The sequence below is a fragment of the Janthinobacterium sp. P210005 genome, assembly GCF_036231865.1.
Classification (GTDB): domain Bacteria; phylum Pseudomonadota; class Gammaproteobacteria; order Burkholderiales; family Burkholderiaceae_D; genus Janthinobacterium; species Janthinobacterium kumbetense.
Window position 1 is genome coordinate 485,274 of the sequence record NZ_JAZARC010000002.1, and the last position, 16,553, is coordinate 501,826.

At 62.0% G+C, this 16,553-nt stretch carries 13 protein-coding genes; 4 read left to right on the forward strand and 9 right to left on the reverse strand.

Going from position 1 to position 16,553, the window contains the following annotated elements; all coding sequences use genetic code 11:
- The first annotated feature begins 71 nt into the window (after nt 1-71).
- The 4 genes from VPH40_RS12215 to VPH40_RS12230 all read left to right on the forward strand — a co-directional run bounded on the left by VPH40_RS12215 (nt 72) and on the right by VPH40_RS12230 (nt 4,577).
- Nucleotides 72-1,448: a caspase family protein gene (locus VPH40_RS12215; RefSeq protein ID WP_328573549.1), complete on the forward strand. Its 1,377-nt coding sequence runs from the start codon at nt 72-74 to the stop codon at nt 1,446-1,448.
- A gap of 85 nt (nt 1,449-1,533) precedes the next feature.
- Nucleotides 1,534-2,358: a hypothetical protein gene (locus VPH40_RS12220; protein ID WP_328573550.1), complete on the forward strand. Its 825-nt coding sequence runs from the start codon at nt 1,534-1,536 to the stop codon at nt 2,356-2,358.
- Between the two features lie 175 nt (nt 2,359-2,533).
- Nucleotides 2,534-3,265 carry a hypothetical protein gene (locus VPH40_RS12225; protein WP_328573551.1) on the forward strand — a complete coding sequence of 244 codons (732 nt, stop codon included), beginning with the start codon at nt 2,534-2,536 and terminating at the stop codon, nt 3,263-3,265.
- Between the two features lie 46 nt (nt 3,266-3,311).
- Nucleotides 3,312-4,577 (forward strand): DUF6445 family protein, encoded by a 1,266-nt coding sequence (locus VPH40_RS12230; protein ID WP_328573552.1) that lies wholly within the window; start codon nt 3,312-3,314, stop codon nt 4,575-4,577.
- 131 nt (nt 4,578-4,708) lie between these two features.
- On the opposite strand, the gene VPH40_RS12235 is transcribed toward VPH40_RS12230, so the two are convergent.
- From VPH40_RS12235 to VPH40_RS12275, 9 genes are all read right to left on the reverse strand, one after another.
- Nucleotides 4,709-5,650, reverse strand: a complete 942-nt coding sequence (locus tag VPH40_RS12235) for a LysR family transcriptional regulator (RefSeq protein ID WP_035823672.1) — start codon at nt 5,648-5,650, stop codon at nt 4,709-4,711.
- Nucleotides 5,651-5,743: 93 nt separating this feature from the next.
- Nucleotides 5,744-6,718, reverse strand: coding sequence for a glycoside hydrolase family 43 protein (locus tag VPH40_RS12240; RefSeq protein ID WP_328573553.1), 975 nt, complete (start codon nt 6,716-6,718; stop codon nt 5,744-5,746).
- 3 nt (nt 6,719-6,721) lie between these two features.
- Entirely contained in the window at nt 6,722-7,696 is a 975-nt protein-coding gene (gene yjfF / locus VPH40_RS12245; protein WP_305060530.1) for a galactofuranose ABC transporter, permease protein YjfF, read from the reverse strand.
- Nucleotides 7,693-8,775, reverse strand: a complete 1,083-nt coding sequence (locus tag VPH40_RS12250) for an ABC transporter permease (RefSeq protein WP_328573554.1) — start codon at nt 8,773-8,775, stop codon at nt 7,693-7,695. The genes yjfF and VPH40_RS12250 overlap by 4 nt, the downstream gene beginning before the upstream one ends.
- Nucleotides 8,772-10,325, reverse strand: coding sequence for a sugar ABC transporter ATP-binding protein (locus tag VPH40_RS12255; protein ID WP_328573555.1), 1,554 nt, complete (start codon nt 10,323-10,325; stop codon nt 8,772-8,774). The genes VPH40_RS12250 and VPH40_RS12255 overlap by 4 nt, the downstream gene beginning before the upstream one ends.
- Nucleotides 10,326-10,334: 9 nt before the next feature.
- Nucleotides 10,335-11,309 (reverse strand): ABC transporter substrate-binding protein, encoded by a 975-nt coding sequence (locus VPH40_RS12260; RefSeq protein ID WP_077398584.1) that lies wholly within the window; start codon nt 11,307-11,309, stop codon nt 10,335-10,337.
- A 162-nt stretch (nt 11,310-11,471) separates the two neighbouring features.
- Complete coding sequence (locus VPH40_RS12265; RefSeq protein WP_328573556.1) at nt 11,472-13,829, reverse strand: glycoside hydrolase family 127 protein; 2,358 nt, start codon at nt 13,827-13,829, stop codon at nt 11,472-11,474.
- A 9-nt stretch (nt 13,830-13,838) separates the two neighbouring features.
- Nucleotides 13,839-14,873 (reverse strand): arabinan endo-1,5-alpha-L-arabinosidase, encoded by a 1,035-nt coding sequence (locus VPH40_RS12270; protein WP_328573557.1) that lies wholly within the window; start codon nt 14,871-14,873, stop codon nt 13,839-13,841.
- Nucleotides 14,874-14,941: 68 nt separating this feature from the next.
- A complete protein-coding gene (locus VPH40_RS12275; RefSeq protein WP_328573558.1) occupies nt 14,942-16,492 on the reverse strand; it encodes an alpha-N-arabinofuranosidase in 1,551 nt (516 codons plus the stop codon).
- Nucleotides 16,493-16,553 lie beyond the last annotated feature (61 nt).

Below are 16,553 nucleotides of genomic sequence, written 5' to 3' on the forward strand. Positions count from 1 at the left end.
TAAGCAATTTTCTCATATCACCGTCAAAATCGCTAACTTTTGTTACTTTCACGACAATTCCCGAGACGCCGATGCATCGCCTGATTTCCCTGTTTTTCAGCCTCATCTTTTTACTCTGCGGTAACGGCGTGCAAGCGGCCACGGGGAATGCCGCCAGCGGTCCCGGCAAGCGCATCGCGCTGGTGATCGGCAACGCGGCCTATCCGCAGCCCCTGTTAAATCCCGTGAATGACGCGCGCGCCATGGCCGAACGCCTGCGCCGCCTGGGCTTTGAAGTGCTGCTGCGCACGGACATCAATGCAGCGCAGCTGCAAAAGGCGTCGGCCGAGTTTTCCACGCAGGCGCGCGGCGCCGATATCGCCCTCGTGTTTTACGCGGGCCACGGCGCACAGGCGGGCGAAGCCAATTATGTATTGCCGCTGGGCGCCAACATGAATGCGCTGAGCGCGTCCGCCATCGCCGCGCAGGGCGTGTCCGTTTCCAGCCTGGCGGGCGACTTGCAGCGCACGGGCGCGCGCGGCGCCGTGCTGATCCTCGACGCTTGCCGCCAGGAATATACGCGCGGCGGCGCGGTGGTGGTTCCCGGCGGCAACGCGGCCAGCCACGGCTTTGCCGATACGGCCGCGCCACGCGGCGTGGTGATCGCCTATTCGGCCGGGCCCGGCGCCCTGGCCCGCGATTTCTGGTCGCCCGATTCGCGCAACAGCCCCTACACGAGCGCCCTGCTCGACGCGCTGGACGCTCCCGGCTTGCCCATGGGCGACGTGTTTTCGCAAGTGGCGGCACGCGTCGCGGCCATGACGCACGACGTGCAAAAGCCCCGCGTCTCGTTCGGCGAAACGTCGGCGCGCCTGGTGCTGAACATGGGCAGCGGCAAGGGTGTCAGCCAGGCAACACCGGGCGTGCTGGCCTCGGGCAACAGCGGCATGCGCGCGCCAGCGCCAGCCATGGAAAAGCCGGCCGCACCGGGCGTCAAGGTGTGGCCAGGCAACGTATTGCAAGACATCAACTATGAAATCCGCATGCAGATCGCGGCCCGTCCGTTTCCCCGCCAGCAACTGGAGAAACGCGCGCGGGGCGGCGACCTGGTGGCGCTGACGGCCCTCGGCTATGGCATCGGCGGCGGCGACGCGGGCGTCAAACAGCCGAAGGCGGGCATGCAGTGGCTGGAAAAGGCGGCCGCGAAAGACTTTCCGATTGCCCAGACCTATCTGGCCGAATTGCTGATGGTCAAGGGCGATCCCGCCTCGCTGAAACGGGCCGGCGCGCTGCTGGACGCCGCCTCGCAGGCGGGCTACACGGCCGCCCATGCGTATAAATTCGACCTGGCGCGGCGCACGGGCGCGCCGCCGCAGGATGCGGCCCGGCATTTGCAGGACGCGTTCATGGGCTTGATGAAGGATTACCAGGGCGCCGCCAAGGACATGATGCAGCCGCCCAAAAAATAATTTCAAATAATTTTGGATTTCCCTGAACTGCCCCCGTTATCCGTGGGTACATGCAATACAGCATGACAGTGACCAGGGAAATCCCATGCAAGCATCCAGCCCAGCAGCAATCACCACCGGCCAACGGGGCCGCATCCTCGCCTACCAAGCCAGCGGACAAGGTTCCGTCAGCGTGGCCGGCATTCAACATGCCTTCGACGTCGCTACCCACTGGCGCTCCGACGTGGCGCCCGCCATCAACGCCGTCGTCGACGTGCGCTTCAACGAGTCAGGCGGCCTCGACACGGTCAGCGCCGTGGCGACGCAGCAACTGGCGCAGGAAGAGATGGCCGGCGCGGCGAAACTGGCGCGCGACAAGGGCCAGCAGTTGTGGGGCCAGGCCGTCTCGGCGCTGGGCATCAAGGTGCTGGCCAGCCTGGGCGTGCTGATCGCCGGCGCCTTTATCTTCAACACCATCGGCATCCGTTTGTTCGCCTCCGTCTCGCGCACTTACTGGCAGTTGCTGGGCCTGTCCGCCGACAGCCTGGAAAGCTTTGCCCGCGATGGCGGCGGCGGTTTTACTTCGGCGCAATTTTTCTTCCTGCTGGCCATTGCCGCCTGCTGCGCCACCATGGCCAGCAATCACCCGAAAGCGGCACTGGGCAAGTGCGCGCCGCTGCTGTTCGTCGTCATCCACAGCAGTTTGCTGTTCATCAAGATCAAGGGCGCCGTCAGCGACGCGGGCAACGCCATGGGCGGCATCATGGGCAGCCGCGCGGCCCGCATGGCCGAGCAGATGGCCAGCGAAATGCTGGGGCAGGTGTGGCAAGGGCTCTCGTTCGGCATCGGCTTTTATTTGGTGCTGGCGTCTTCCATCGTCCTGGCCGCCTACGGCGTCGGCGAATACAAACGCTTAGGAGGCAAGCACTGAAAACCTACTGCGCAGCCCACTTCCGGGTCGGCGTTGCTCACCGTACATAAAGTACGGTTCCGCTACTCAACCCGGCATTGGGCTTGCTCGCTACGGTTTTCAGCGCTGCCGTGACTTTCATAACTCTAAAAATTGAACCCGTCATTACCGTTTAACTCATTTTGAAGGAAATACCATGAACCGCACTTTCCCCGCCCTGCTCGCCATCGCCGTGATCCTGTCCGCCTGCGGCAAGACGGATAACGCCACACCAGCCACTTCTGCCCCCGTCGCCGCGAATGTCGCGGACCTGGCCGCCAAGGCGCAAGTGAAGGCGGCCGCCGCCAGCCTGCCGCAAGCGGACGCTGCCACGCCAACGTCCAGCTATGTCGACATCACCAGCGGCAACCAGTTGATGTACAGCTACATCGCCCTGTCCGGCGTGCCGCCCGACTATGCGGCCGTGGCGCAGCGCATCTCGCGCGAATATGCGGGCAGCAACGATGCCTTCCGCAAGCAGGAAGTGCTCGACGCCCTGAAACCGCAGATCGACGCCAAGGTCAGCGAAGCGAAAACCCGGCGCTACCTGCGCTACCAGATCAATGGCCAGGGCGCGCTGTCGCCGTACGCGATGGACAAGGCCGCCTTCCCGGCCAAGTTCGCCGAAGCGGGCACGTATTACTACATGTACGACAACGGCGACTACAAGCTGGCGTTCACAAATGGCGACGGTTATTCCTTGCTGAAGGTGGACCAGGACGCGGCGCGCAAGATCGAGGCGGCGCGCAGCGGCTACAAGGACTTCGCCATCGTCGTGTACGCCTACGCCCAGGAAGCGGACATGGCCAGCAACCAAGTCAAGGCGCAGATCGTCAAGGTGGCGATCAAGCTGAACGGGGAAGAAATTCCCGTCAACCAGGCGCGCTAGAACGGCCTCGGTTACACTGTTCGCCACATTGCATCGGGATAGCGACATGGGCGAACAGACACTGGCGGAACAACATCTGGCAAACGGGCAACGGCTGCAGCAGGCGGGCAAGCTGATCGAGGCGATCAATGCCTACCAGGCCGCGTACAAGCAAGACCCGGCCCTGGCCGAAGCGCAGCATTTCCAGGGCCTGGCCATGCTGGAATTGGGTCAGGGCGCCATCGGCCTGGGCTTGCTGAAACTGTCGCTCAAGCAACAGCCCGACAATGCCCTGTTCCACTACAACCTGGGCAACGTGCTGCGCGGCACGGATAGCGAGGCGGCGCTGGCCAGCTACGCCACGGCGGCGCGGCTGGCGCCGCACGAGCACGATTTCGCCATCAGCCATGCGGAATTGCTGATGGGAAAACAGCGTCTGCTGGAGACCATCGCCGAACTGGAACGGGCCCACGCCCTGCGTCCACAGCGTTGGCAAACCCTGCAGGGACTGGCCGAGCTGTATTACCGCACGGGACAGCAGGAACTGGCGCTGGCGTGCTACGCGCAAGGCCTGGCGCTGCATCCGGCGCTGGCGCAAACGTGCTGCATCGGCTTTGCCAGTCCGCAAGCGGAACAGGCAGAAACATTGACGCCGCTCAATGTCGCGGACACCCTGCACGATTTTATCCGCGAAACGGACTTGCACATCCTCGACGATTTCCTGCCCGACCCGGCCGCCTGGCGCGCGCAGGCGCTGGCGTTGCCGTTCGAGCAGCAGCGCTATGCGGGACAAAACTATCCGGGCAGCCAGACGGCGGGCCAGCCCAGCCAAGCCATCATGGAGCGCATCGCCACGGCGCTGGGCCGCCCCATCCGTTTCATTTCGCCCGACAATGGCTCGTACCGCCTCAGCTATGCAGACGCCATGGCGCGCACGGATATCCACGTGGACAATGAGACGGGCAACAATTTCAATTCCTATGCGGGCGTGCTGTATTTGAACCCGCCCGAGCAGTGCCAGGGCGGCACCACCTTCTGGCGCCACCAGCCCAGCGGCTGGTACCGCAGACTGCCCGAGGTGGACGTCAAGGCGGGCGGCTACGCCAGCTTCAAGGACTTCCAGAAACGCTGGCTGCCGAACAGTAAAGTACAGAAATTCAACGACTTGCAGGAACAGCGCGACAGTTGGCAAGCGCTGCTGGAAGTGCCCATGCGCCACAACCGCCTGATCGTCTACAAGGGCCATTACTTTCACTCGATCAGCAATGTGTTTGGCGACACGCCGGAAAATGGCCGGCTGGTGCAGCTGTTTTTCTTTGAGGTGCCCGATTAATTGGCGGTAAAAATCCCCGAAGTTGGTGACGGCGCCGAAGAAAATGTTCAGGGCTAGGCGCCGTGCCGCAGGCAGTACGAATGTACGACAAGGCACGGCAACAACGCCATGGACGTTTTATTCGGTGATCGTCAATACATGTCCGCAGCCGTGGCGCGTACTGCCTTCAACAGCATGTCCGCCCCCGGCGACAGCAAATGATCCTGCTGGCGGATGATGCCGAACGCATCCATCTTGCACGGCAGCTCGATGGGCAAGATGCTCAGCACGTTCAACGATTCATAGTAATGCGCCACTTCCGTCGGCATTACGTGCAGCGAATCCGTTTGCTGCAGCAATGACGTGATCAAGAGCAAGGCCGTCGTGTCGACCACGTCAACGGGCGGCTCCAGGCTGGCGCGGCGGAACATCATGTCGAAGCGGTGGCGCAGGATGCTGCCTTGCGGCGGCAAGATCCACGGCTGGCCCGCCAAGTCTTTCAATTGCAAATTCTTGCGCGACAGCAAAGGGTGGCCATTGCGCGCCACGGCGCTCGCCGGCTCTTCCGTCAATTCCTCGTAGATCAGGCCGGCGCTGCTTTCCTTTTCCAGGATGCGCCCGATCATGAAATCCAGGGTGCCGTGCTGCAGCATGTCCATCAGGGTATTGCTGTGCTCCAGGTGCACGCCGATGCGCATCAACGGCGCCTGCTGCTTGATGCGGGCAATCGCCCGCGGCAGCAAGGCCATGGCCGGCGTCATGATGACGCCCACTTCCACCTGGCCCGTCAAGCCCGACTTCAGGGCGACGATGTCGTCATGCGCCAGCGACAGGCTCGTCAAGGCCATGCGCGCGTGGCGTATCATCGTTTCGCCGTAGATGGTCGGCTCCATGCCGCGCGGCAGCCTGTCGAACAGGCGCACGTCCAGCATCTCTTCCAGGTCCTTGATTTGCTTGGACGCGGCCGGCTGCGTCATGTGCAATTCTTCCGCCGCGCGGTGGATGTTGCGCTGCTCGTCAAGGGCGATCAACAGCAGCAATTGCCGCGTCTTCAGGCGGGCTCGCAAGAACCAGTTGGGGTTGAGGGTATCCATGAATAAATCATATCATGATCGATATCGCTTCTAACTCAATATCGATGTTATAGATATCGGTTTGTCTCCTTTTTGTGTTTCGTCAAGCAGCGTTCAGGATGCCTTGCAAGCGGCGCTGGGGTTGGCCGCCGGGCCGGCCGTTTGCGGGATGAAGTCGATGGTGCCGTCGGGCTTGTATTTCAGCTCTTCCACGGCCACGGAACGCCGGTATTCTCCGCCGCCGGGCAATTTATCGTTGTGATAGAAGATGTAGGACTTGCCGTTGAATTCGATGATGGCCTGGTGAATGGTTTTTACGATGGCATTCTTGTCCATGATGGTGCCGCGGAAATGCCAGGGACCTGTCGGCGTGGGCCCCGTCGAGTACGCCGTTTCCTCGGGGAAGTTGCGCGAGTACGACAAGTAATACGTGCCCGCATGCTTGTGCATATACGCCGCTTCCGTAAAAGCATCCATGCCGAAGGTCAAAATCGGGCCATCCAGCTCCGTCATATTCGCTTTCAGCTTGGCGTACTTCAAGACCGTGTTGCCCCAGTAAATGTAAGCTTGGCCATCCGTGTCGATGAAGACGGCCGGATCGATGTCGTCCCACGGGATCGCCGTCTGCTTTGTCATGTCGTTCGTGATCAGGGCGCTGCCGCGCGCATCGACGAAGGGGCCCGTCGGGCTGTCGGACACGGCCACGCCGATGGCCTTGCCGGGGATGATTTTATGGTCGACGGTCGAGTAAAAATAGTACTTGCCGTCGCGCTTGACGATGTCGCCCGCCCACGCATCCTTGCCGGCCCAGGCAAAAGTGGAAAAGCGCACGGGCGAGCCGTGATCCGTCCAGTTGGCCATGTCGCACGAGGAATACACGCGCCACTCGTGCATCCGATAATCCGTGTCCGTGGCGCTCGCTTCATCGTGGCCGACGTACAAATACACGCGGCCATTGTCGACCAGCGCGGCCGGGTCGCCCGTGTAGATATCCTTGACGATGGGGTTGGCCGCCTGCGCGCCGAATGGGGCGCAGGCGAGCGCCGCCGCCATGCCGATGGCTGCGGCACGTTTGTTCTGTTTCAACATTGATTAACTCCCGTTGGTATTTTTCTGGCCCATGGCCATCAGTCTTTGCACGACGCAAAAGACGAACAGCAAGCCGCCGATGACGATCTTGGTCCACCACGAGCTGAGCGTGCCGTCAAAGGCGATCAAGGTCTGGATGGTGCCCAGCACCAGCACGCCCGACAGCGCGCCCGCCACGTAGCCGTAGCCGCCGCTGAGCAGGGTGCCGCCGATGACGACGGCGGCAATCGCGTCCAGCTCCGTGCCTTGCGCATGCAAGCCATAGCCGGACAACATGTAGAACGAAAACAGCACGCCGCCCAGCGAGGCGCAAAAGCCGCTGAACGCATAGATCAAGACCTTGGTGCGGCCGACGGGCAGCCCCATCATCAAAGCCGACTGTTCATTGCCGCCGATCGCATACACGGCGCGGCCGAATGGCGTCGCGTGCGCCAGCCAGATGGCCAGCAGCAGAGTTGCCACGGCGATCACGACGCCGGGCGAGACGAAGCCGCCCAGGAATCCCAGCTGGGTCTGCGACATGGCCACGAACAGCGGGTCGGCTATGGTGATGGAATTGATGCTGATCAAATAGCACAGTCCCCGCGCCAGAAACATGCCGGCCAGCGTGACGATGAACGGCTGCAATTTGAAATAATGGATCAGCGCGCCCATGCTGGCGCCAAATACCGTGCCCAGCGCCAGCACGGTGACGATCACCAGAGTTGGCGGCCAGTGCGCCACGTTGAGCAGCCAGGCGGCGATCATGGTCGACAGGGCCAGCACGGAACCGACGGACAGATCGATGCCGCCGGAAACGATGACGAAGGTCATGCCGACGGCGATCACCAGCAAAAAGGCGTTATCAATCAACAGGTTAAAGATCACTTGCGTCGACAGCAGGCCCGGATAGGCGGCGCCGCCCAGGCCCAGCATCACCACCAGCAGCAGGACCGTGACGAGCGAGGTGAAATACGGGGTGTGCAGCAAACCCTTCATGCTTTTCTCCGATGCAGCAATTGCTTGAATTCCGACGATTGCGACAGGCAGACGAGGAAGACGACGACGGACTTGACGACCATGTTCACTTCCGGCGGCACGCCCAGCGAATAGATGGTGTAGGTCAAAGTCTGGATGATGAGCGCGCCGATCATGCTGCCGACCAAGCTGAACTTGCCGCCGGCCAAGGAGGTGCCGCCCAGGGTCACGGCCAGGATGGCGTCCAGTTCCAGCATCAAGCCCGCGTTGTTCGCGTCGGCGCTCTTGATGTTCGAGCTGATCATCAGGCCCGACAGCCCCGCGCAGGCGGCGCAAAACACGTAGACGAAGACGATCAGGGTCGCCGTCTTGATGCCGGCCAGGCGCGCGGCGACGGGGTTGATGCCGACGGCCTGGATGAACAGGCCCAGGGCGGTCTTGCGCATCAGCACGGCCGTGATGAGGAACACCAACGCCACGAGGAACAGCGAGAACGGCAAGCCGAACAGGTAACCGCTGCCGATGAAGAAGAACGGTTGATAGTAGACGGTGACGATCTGTCCATCCGTCAACAATTGCGCCAGGCCGCGCCCCGCCACCATCAGGATCAGGGTGGCGACGATGGGCTGCAAGCCCAGGCCCGCCACCAGCACGCCATTCCAGGCGCCGCACAGCAGGGCCGCGCCCAGAGCGGCCGCCAGGGCCCAGCCCATGGGAATGTTGCTTACATAGGTCGGCACGCCATTGTCCATCACCATGGTGCCGCCGATCAACATGGCAGCCACGGTGCCGGACAGGGCCACGACGGCGCCCACGGAAATATCGATGCCGCGCGTGGCAATGACCAGGGTCATGCCCAAGGCCGCCAGCATCAGGGGCGCCGCGCGGTTGACGATGTCGATCACGCTGCCGTACAAATGGCCGTCGCGGATTTCCAAGTGGAAAAAGCCGGGGATGGCGAAGAAATCGACCAGCAGCAGCAAGCACAGCGCGGCCAGGGGCCGGCTCAGGGGGTGATGTAAAACGGTATGCAAGGCGGACGTACCCGTAGTGGAAGCCGGACGCGCCAGCGGCGCGCTCGATGGCGTGGATAAACTCATGTGGCGTCTCCCGCAATCACTTGCAGCACGGAACTATCGTCGAGCTCGCCGCGCGCATAGTCGCCGCAGGCCTTGCGGTCGCGCATGACGACGATGCGGTCGCTGCAGCGCAGCACTTCCGGCAGCTCCGACGAGATGAACAGGATGGCCATGCCCTTGCGGCACAGCTTGCTCACATAACTCATGATTTCCTGCTTGGCGCGCACGTCGATGCCGCGCGTCGGCTCGTCTAAAATCAGCATGGCCGGCGACGTCACCAGCCAGCGCGCCAGCAAAGCTTTTTGCTGATTACCGCCCGACAGGCTGCCGATGGGGGTTTCGATGCTGGCCGTCTTGATGCCCAGCGCCTTCACATACTCGTCGGCCAGCGCCTGCTGGCGTTTGAACGGAATGGCGCGCAGCAAGCCCGTGCGGGCTTGCAAGGCCAATATGATGTTTTCGCGCACGGAGAGCGACAAAATCGCACCCTCGTGCTTGCGGTCTTCCGAGCAGAAGCCGATATCGCGGGCAATCGCGTCGCGCGGCACGTGGAACTGGCGCGGCTTGCCATTGACCATGATGCTGCCGGAATCAGCCTTGTCGGCGCCGAACAGCAGGCGCGCCAGTTCCGTGCGGCCCGAACCGAGCAAGCCGGCCAGGCCCAGCAATTCGCCCTGGCGGATGTGGAAATCCATGGGCAGCAAGGCACCCTTGCGGCCCAGCCCCTGCGCTTCCAGGACATTCGGACCAAAGCTGGCCGCACCCGCTTCTTGCGCCAGATCAAGCTCTTGCGCCTGCGTATCGGCCGCCACGCCGATCATCTTGTTCACCAGCGCCAGGCGCGACAGCTCGCTGCACGCGTACTCTCCCTCGCGCTCGCCATTGCGCATGACGGTGATGCGGTCGGAAATGGCGTAGGTCTGGTCGAGAAAATGGGTGACGAACAGGATCGCCATGCCCTGCTCGCGCAGGCGGCGCAGCACGGAAAACAGCAGATTGACTTCCGCCTCGTCCAGGCTGGACGTGGGTTCGTCAAGGATCAGCACGCGGGCCGAAATGTTCAGCGCGCGCGAAATGGCCACCATTTGCTGGATGGCCAGCGGAAAGCTGGACAGTTGCGCCGTGACATCGATATCGATCTGCAATTGCTGCAGCAAGGCACGCGCCTGTTGCTGCATGGAACGCCAGTCGATGGGGCCAAAGCGGCCGCCGAAGCGGCGCGGATAGCGGCCGATAAAAATGTTTTCCGCCACCGACAGGTTCGGGCACAGATTGACTTCCTGGTACACCGTGCTGATGCCCAGCAACTGCGCATCCGATGTGGAGGCGGGGGCGATGGGCGTGCCGTCGAGCAAAATCTGGCCGCTGTCGGGCGTATAGACGCCCGTCAGCACCTTGATCAGGGTCGACTTCCCGGCGCCGTTTTGCCCCATCAGGGTGTGCACTTCACCCGGATACAGGCGCAGGGCAACATCGCTGAGGGCTTTGACGCCGGGAAAGGACTTGCTGATGCCGCGCAACTCCAGCAAGGGAGCTGGCGCGGCAGTGTGATGCGCTTGCGTCTTCATCATGCGGCAAGCTTAGTATTTACGGTTCGGGAATTCCTTGGCGGCCACCTCGGCAGGGAACACGCCTTCCACCGTCGTGATGCGCGCTGGCACGGGCTTGCCGGCCACCACGTCGCGGGCGATGGACATCAATTGCGGACCCAGCAGCGGGCTGCACTCGACGGTCACGTTCAGCTTGCCGGCGATCATGGCCTCGAACGCGCCTTTGACGCCATCGATCGAGATGATGATGATGTCCTTGCCCGGTTTCATGCCCGCTTCTTCGATGGCCTGGATGGCGCCGATGGCCATGTCGTCATTGTGCGCATACAGCACGTTGATCTTCTTGCCTTCAGCCTTGAGGAACGCTTCCATCACTTCCTTGCCCTTGGCGCGCGTAAAGTCGCCCGTTTGCGAACGGATGATCTTCATCTTCGGATTCTTGCCCACCACTTCCAGGAAACCCGCCTTGCGGTCGATGGCCGGTGCGGAACCGACCGTGCCCTGCAGTTCGACGATGTTCAGCGTCGCATCCGGCGTTTTCTTGGCGTGCTCGAGCAGCCATTGCCCCGCGCGGCGGCCCTCTTCCACGAAGTCGGAACCGATGAAGGTGACGTACAGCGATTTGTCGGCCACGTTGACGGCGCGGTCCGTCAAGATGACGGGGATCTTGGCGGCCTTGGCTTCGCGCAAGACGGTATCCCAGCCCGATTCGACGACGGGCGAAAAGGCGATCACGTCGACTTTTTGCGCGATGAACGAACGCAGGGCCTTGACCTGGTTTTCCTGCTTTTGCTGGGCATCGGCAAATTTCAGGGTGACGCCATCTTTCTTGGCGGCATCCTTGATGGAGACGGTATTGGCGGTGCGCCATTCGCTTTCGGCGCCCACCTGCGAAAAGCCCATGACGAGGGGCTTGGCGGCGAAGGCGGAAGAAGTAGCCAAGGTGGTGGCAGAAGCGGCCAGCAGCATGGCGCTGGCGAGGAGTGTGCGGCGTGTCAATGTCATTCTTGTCTCCAGTTTTTTTTGGAATACCATCACAGCCGGATGCCGGATGGGCGGTTTTTTATGAACCCATGGTAGGAGAAAGCAACATAGCCATCCAATCAATTCTTTTTCGCTTGCGATACCGATTTGCGTATCGGTAGAACGAGCCGGGTCCTTCTTCCCTCAGCGCAACAGGCGCAGCCCGTACAGGCCGCCCGCCACGGAATCCTTGTCGGCGACAAATTTCACGCTGAGTTTGCCGTTGCCAGCCGCCACCAGGGCCTGGGGAATGGCGATATCGAGCGTGTGCAGTTCCTGCGGCGCATCGGCCGCCACGGTGACCGTTTGCAGTTTCGTGCCGTTGAGCAAGACGTCAAATACGCGGCCCGCATCGAGGGTGGACAGGGTCAGGCGCAGGGTTTTCGCTTCGGCTTGCGGGTCGCTCAGTACATAGCTGAACCAGCCCGTCGCATGGCGCCAGTGCCGGCCCTTGTTGACGCCGTTTTCTCCCCCCTCCGCCTGGAAGTTGTGGTCGGACTCGGGCTGCTGTTGTCCCGGCGCCACCTGGTCGATGGTGAGCGCGTCGAGCGCCAGGCGCTCGGATTCCGCCTGGCGCGTGCTTTCCTGCAGTTGCGCCAGCCTGGCCGGCGTGGATACGGGCCAGTACAGCATGTAGCGAGAGTCATGCAGGCGGAAGAAGGGAATCAGCCGCAAGGTGGCCGCATCCTTGCCCTGGATCAAGCCGGGCGCTGTAAACGTCAGCGGCTGGCCCTTCACGGGTTTGATCTTGCGCATGAAATCCTGCTCGTCGCTGACGAACAGCGGTGACGATTCCAGCGGACACACTTGCCCTTGGGCGATATGCCCCATGCGCGTATCGTCGGCAAAATAGTTCAGTTGTTCATGGGCGAACGGCTGCGTCTTGGCGGCCAGCACGATGGGGCCATGCAGCACGGCGTAGTAATTCGACTGGTCCGGCATCTGCTCCAGGCGCGTCGTCATCGGCAGTACCACGTCGATGGTGTCGCCGGACTTCCAGGCCCGCGCGATGGTCACGTACTCGCCCGGCACGCTATTCACGCGCAGCGCCTTGCCGTTGAGTTTGACGCGCAGCTTGCCCTTGGCTACCCACTGCGGGTAGCGGATCTTCAGGCTGAACGTTTTACTTCCTTGCACCGTGATGCGCGTCGTGTCCCGGTCGGGGAACCGGGTCGATTGGACGATCCTGACGCCCTGCTCTTTCCAGTCCAGGGTGGACGCCATGAACAGGTTTACGTACAGCGCGTCGCCCTCATGCGCGTAGATGAACTCGCCATACTTGGCCTGGCTTTCGATGCCGGAACCCACGCAGCACCACATGCCCTTGTCCACTTGCGAATATACGCGGTAGTGGTTCGGGCGCATGGGCGTAAAGTAGACAAAGCCGCCCGTGCCGGGGCGCTGCGACGACAAAATGTGGTTGTACAGGGCGCGCTCGTAGTAATCCGCGTAGCGCACCTGTTCGTCGCGCTGGAACAGCTGTTCCGTCAGCTTGAGCATATTGTAGGTATTGCACGTTTCCGGCCCTTCGACCTCTTCCACCATCGAGGAAAAGTCGTGCTCGTCGTGGAAATGTTCCTTGACGCTGTTGCCGCCGATGGCCACCGTGCGCTTGTCGTGCACGGTTTGCCAAAAGAATTGCGCCGCCTGCTGCCAGTCGCGCCGGCCCGTCAGCGCGCCGATGCGCTCGAAGCCGATCACCTTCGGGATTTGCGTATTCGCATGCAAGCCCGTCAGCTTGTCCTGTTGCGCCACCAACGGTTGCAATATGGCCTGGTGCGAAAAGCGCACGGCCAGGTCCAGGTAGCGCTGCTCGCCCGTCATGACGTAGACGTCGGCCAGCACTTCATTCATGCCGCCGTGCTCGGCGCGCAGCATCGATTGCATCTGTGCATCCGTGAGCGAGGCCGACAGTTTCACGGCCCAGTCAGACAAGGCGATCAGCATGGTTTTTGCTTGCTCGCTGCCCGCCTGCTGATACGCGTCGCGCAAGCCGGCAAACACCTTATGCAGGTTGTACCACGGCACCCAGCGACCATTGACGGAAAAGGTGTCGGCCTGCATGTCTCCCTTGGCGATGGCTTGCCAGGCGGCGCTGCCGTCGGGAATGCCGCCCAGGTAGCCGTTGCCGTTGGCGTCCTGGCATTGCTTCAGCTCCGCCAGCACGTAGTCGAGGCGTTCGCGCGCCTGCGCGTCGCCCGTGGACGCCACCATCAGCGCCAGCGCGGACAGATAATGCCCGCCCAGGTGGCCATCCAGGCCCGTCGATTCCCAGTTGCCATAGCTGGGCTGCACCTGCGGCAAGCCCGCCTCGCGGCGGAACGGCGCCAGTAATTTGTCCGGCTCGAAGGCCAGCAGGTAGTGCAAGTCCGTCGTCTGTGCATCGAGAAACGGTCCCGCTCCCAGGCGCACGGACGAGAGAGGAAACAATTCCGCTGCCTGCAGAGCAGGCGTGGTCAGGCCGCCGGCGGCCAGCGCCAGCGTCAACAAGGTCTTTTGCATGGCGCGTCCTTACGGTTTGGCGGCCGGCAATTCGCGGCTGCGATAGCGGTTCAAGTCGCGGGGATCGACCCGCGGCCAGCCGTCCTTGTCCCACGTCATGGGCAGGATCTTGAGTTTTTGCAAGTAATTGTCCGCCGTTTCATACGCGTGCAGCACCAGGTAATCCTTGCCGTCAAACGTGTAGGCACTGTTGTGGCCCAGGCCCTTCCAATCCTTGTCGCCTTTCAGCAGCACCGTGCCGCCGCCCTGCGCCATGTCGCGGCCATCCCTGTCCAGGTAAGGGCCCGTCACGCTGGTCGAGCGGCCCACGGCCAGGTGATACGTGCTTTTTTCCTTCTGGCAGCACAAGCCCCACGAGACGAACAGGAAGTAATCGTTGCCGCGCTGGAAGATGAACGGCGCTTCGATTTCCTCGGGTGCAGGCTTGAATTCGCCGGCCCGTGGCGGCAGCGGTGCGCGGCGCGCCAGGGAGTGCCACTCTTGCGGTTCCGCAATACGGGTCCAGTCGGGCGTCAATTTCACCAGCTTGATGCCGTTCCAGAATGAACCGAAGGACATCCACGGCGTGCCGTGCTTGTCCGTGACGATGTTCGAATCGATGGCGTTCCACTCGTCGCGCTCGGGCACGGATTGCAGCAGCATGCCCTGGTCCACCCAGCGGTAGTCGGGCGAACGGGGATTCAAGGTGGTGTTGACGGTCACGCCGATGCCCGACGTGTTCTTGCCGAAGCCGGACACCGAGTAGTACAGGTAATATTTTCCATCATGAAATTGCACGTCGGGCGCCCAGATATGGTCGTCAAATGATGGCGCGGCCGTCCTGGCCCACGTGGGCTGGCCCGCGAATACGCGCCCTTCCGGCTGCCAATCCACCATGTTTGTCGAGCTGTAAAAGGTGATGCCGGGACCCGTGCTGTACAAATAATACGTATCGCCTTCCTTGGCCATCACGGGGTCGTGCACGCTGACCTGGGCCGCGTGCGCGGCAGCCATGATCGCCAGGGTGCTCAGGATGGCGGCCGCGCCGCGCGTCAACATGTGCATCGTCTTCTCCAAAATGGTCAGCCGGCCCATCATGCGGGCCGGCTTGATGAATGACAAGGGGTGGCAGGCTAGTCGACAGCCACCACGACGACGGCCTTGGCGGGCACCGACACGGTCAGCTTGCCGCCTTGCGCCTGGGCATTAAACGCCACGGGCTGCACGGCTTGCGGTTGCGCAAAGCTGTTGACAGCATCCATCTTGCCTGCGGTCAGCACGCGGCCAGTCACGGCTGTTACTTTTTGACCCGCCAGCGCCACGCTCACGTCGACGGCCTTGTGCGGATTCGTGTTGACCAGGGACAAGTACACCTTGCCATCCTTGGCGCGCGCGGCCGAGGCGCTCACTTCCGGAATGCTGACCTTGCCCAGGCTGTACTTGCTATTGCCGCTGATGGCGACCGGCAAGGCCGTGGCATCCTGGAACGGCACATACATTTCAAACGCGTGATACGTAGGCGTAAGGAAATATTTATCCTTGTCCGTGATGATCATCGCTTGCAGCACATTGACCATTTGCGCGATATTCGTCATGCGCACCCTGTCCGCGTGGGCGTGGAAGATGTTGAAATTCAAGGCGGCGACGAGCGCATCGCGCAAGCTGTTTTGCTGGAACAAAAAGCCCGTGTTGGTGCCCGGCTCCACGTCGTACCAGGTGCCCCATTCATCGACGTACAAGCCCGTCTTTTTCGAGGGATCGTTCTTGTCGATGGCGGCGAGATTGTTCTTGATCAAACTGTCGATGCGCAGGGTGCGGCTGAGGGTGGAAATCCATTCGTTTTCGCCAAAGCCCGTGGCCGCGCCCTTCTTTTCCCATACGCCAGTCGGTACCGTGTAGTAGTGGAAACTGATGGCGTCCATCATGTTCGGCTTGATTTCGCGGCTCAGGGTGCTGGACCAGCTGGTGTCGTCGTCATTGCCGCCGCTGGCGATGAATTTCGGGCGCGCGCTTTCCGGCGTCTTCATGAAGGTGTGATAGTGCTTGTACAGGTCGGCGTAGTACTGCGGGCGCATATTGCCGCCGCAACCCCAGGCTTCGTTGCCGATGCCAAAGTAATCGACTTTATATGGCTGCGCGCGGCCATTCTTGCGGCGCAGCTCGGCCAGGGTGGACTTGCTGTCCGACGTCATGTATTCCAGCCATTCGGACATTTCCTGCGGCGTGCCGGAACCGAGGTTGCCGTTGATATAGGTCTGTGCGCCCAGCAGCTCGGCCAGGTCGAAGAATTCATGCGTGCCGACGGCGTTCGACTCTTCCACGCCGCCCCAGTTGGTGTTGACCTTGGTCGGACGCTGGGCGCGCGCGCCGATACCGTCCTTCCAGTGGTATTCATCGGCAAAGCAGCCGCCCGGCCAGCGCACCAGGGGCACGTGCAACTGTTTCAGCGCGCCCAGCACGTCATTGCGCCAGCCTTTGGTATTCGGAATGGACGATTCCGGCCCCACCCACATGCCTTCGTAGATGCCCGTGCCCAGGTGTTCGGCGAACTGGCCGTAGATGTTTTTATTGATCACGGAACCAGGCTTGGCCGCATCGATGGTGACGCTGACGGGCGCGGCAAAAGCGCCGCCGACGGCCATGGCCAGGCTGAAGGCCACGATGCTGGTGTTGATACATTTCATGCTGTCTCCTGTTTTTAAGTGAAAAGCAAGGGCCGGGATCGACCCGGCAATGGATGTGGCG

Bases quoted from the DNA above. Each gene is read 5' to 3' on its own strand.
- VPH40_RS12215 (WP_328573549.1), top strand. From the start codon at position 72: ATGCATCGCCTGATTTCCCTGTTTTTCAGCCTCATCTTTTTACTCTGC.
- VPH40_RS12220 (WP_328573550.1), top strand. From the start codon at position 1,534: ATGCAAGCATCCAGCCCAGCAGCAATCACCACCGGCCAACGGGGCCGC.
- VPH40_RS12225 (WP_328573551.1), top strand. From the start codon at position 2,534: ATGAACCGCACTTTCCCCGCCCTGCTCGCCATCGCCGTGATCCTGTCC.
- VPH40_RS12230 (WP_328573552.1), top strand. From the start codon at position 3,312: ATGGGCGAACAGACACTGGCGGAACAACATCTGGCAAACGGGCAACGG.
- VPH40_RS12235 (WP_035823672.1), bottom strand. From the start codon at position 5,650: ATGGATACCCTCAACCCCAACTGGTTCTTGCGAGCCCGCCTGAAGACG.
- VPH40_RS12240 (WP_328573553.1), bottom strand. From the start codon at position 6,718: ATGTTGAAACAGAACAAACGTGCCGCAGCCATCGGCATGGCGGCGGCG.
- yjfF (WP_305060530.1), bottom strand. From the start codon at position 7,696: ATGAAGGGTTTGCTGCACACCCCGTATTTCACCTCGCTCGTCACGGTC.
- VPH40_RS12250 (WP_328573554.1), bottom strand. From the start codon at position 8,775: ATGAGTTTATCCACGCCATCGAGCGCGCCGCTGGCGCGTCCGGCTTCC.
- VPH40_RS12255 (WP_328573555.1), bottom strand. From the start codon at position 10,325: ATGATGAAGACGCAAGCGCATCACACTGCCGCGCCAGCTCCCTTGCTG.
- VPH40_RS12260 (WP_077398584.1), bottom strand. From the start codon at position 11,309: ATGACATTGACACGCCGCACACTCCTCGCCAGCGCCATGCTGCTGGCC.
- VPH40_RS12265 (WP_328573556.1), bottom strand. From the start codon at position 13,829: ATGCAAAAGACCTTGTTGACGCTGGCGCTGGCCGCCGGCGGCCTGACC.
- VPH40_RS12270 (WP_328573557.1), bottom strand. From the start codon at position 14,873: ATGCACATGTTGACGCGCGGCGCGGCCGCCATCCTGAGCACCCTGGCG.
- VPH40_RS12275 (WP_328573558.1), bottom strand. From the start codon at position 16,492: ATGAAATGTATCAACACCAGCATCGTGGCCTTCAGCCTGGCCATGGCC.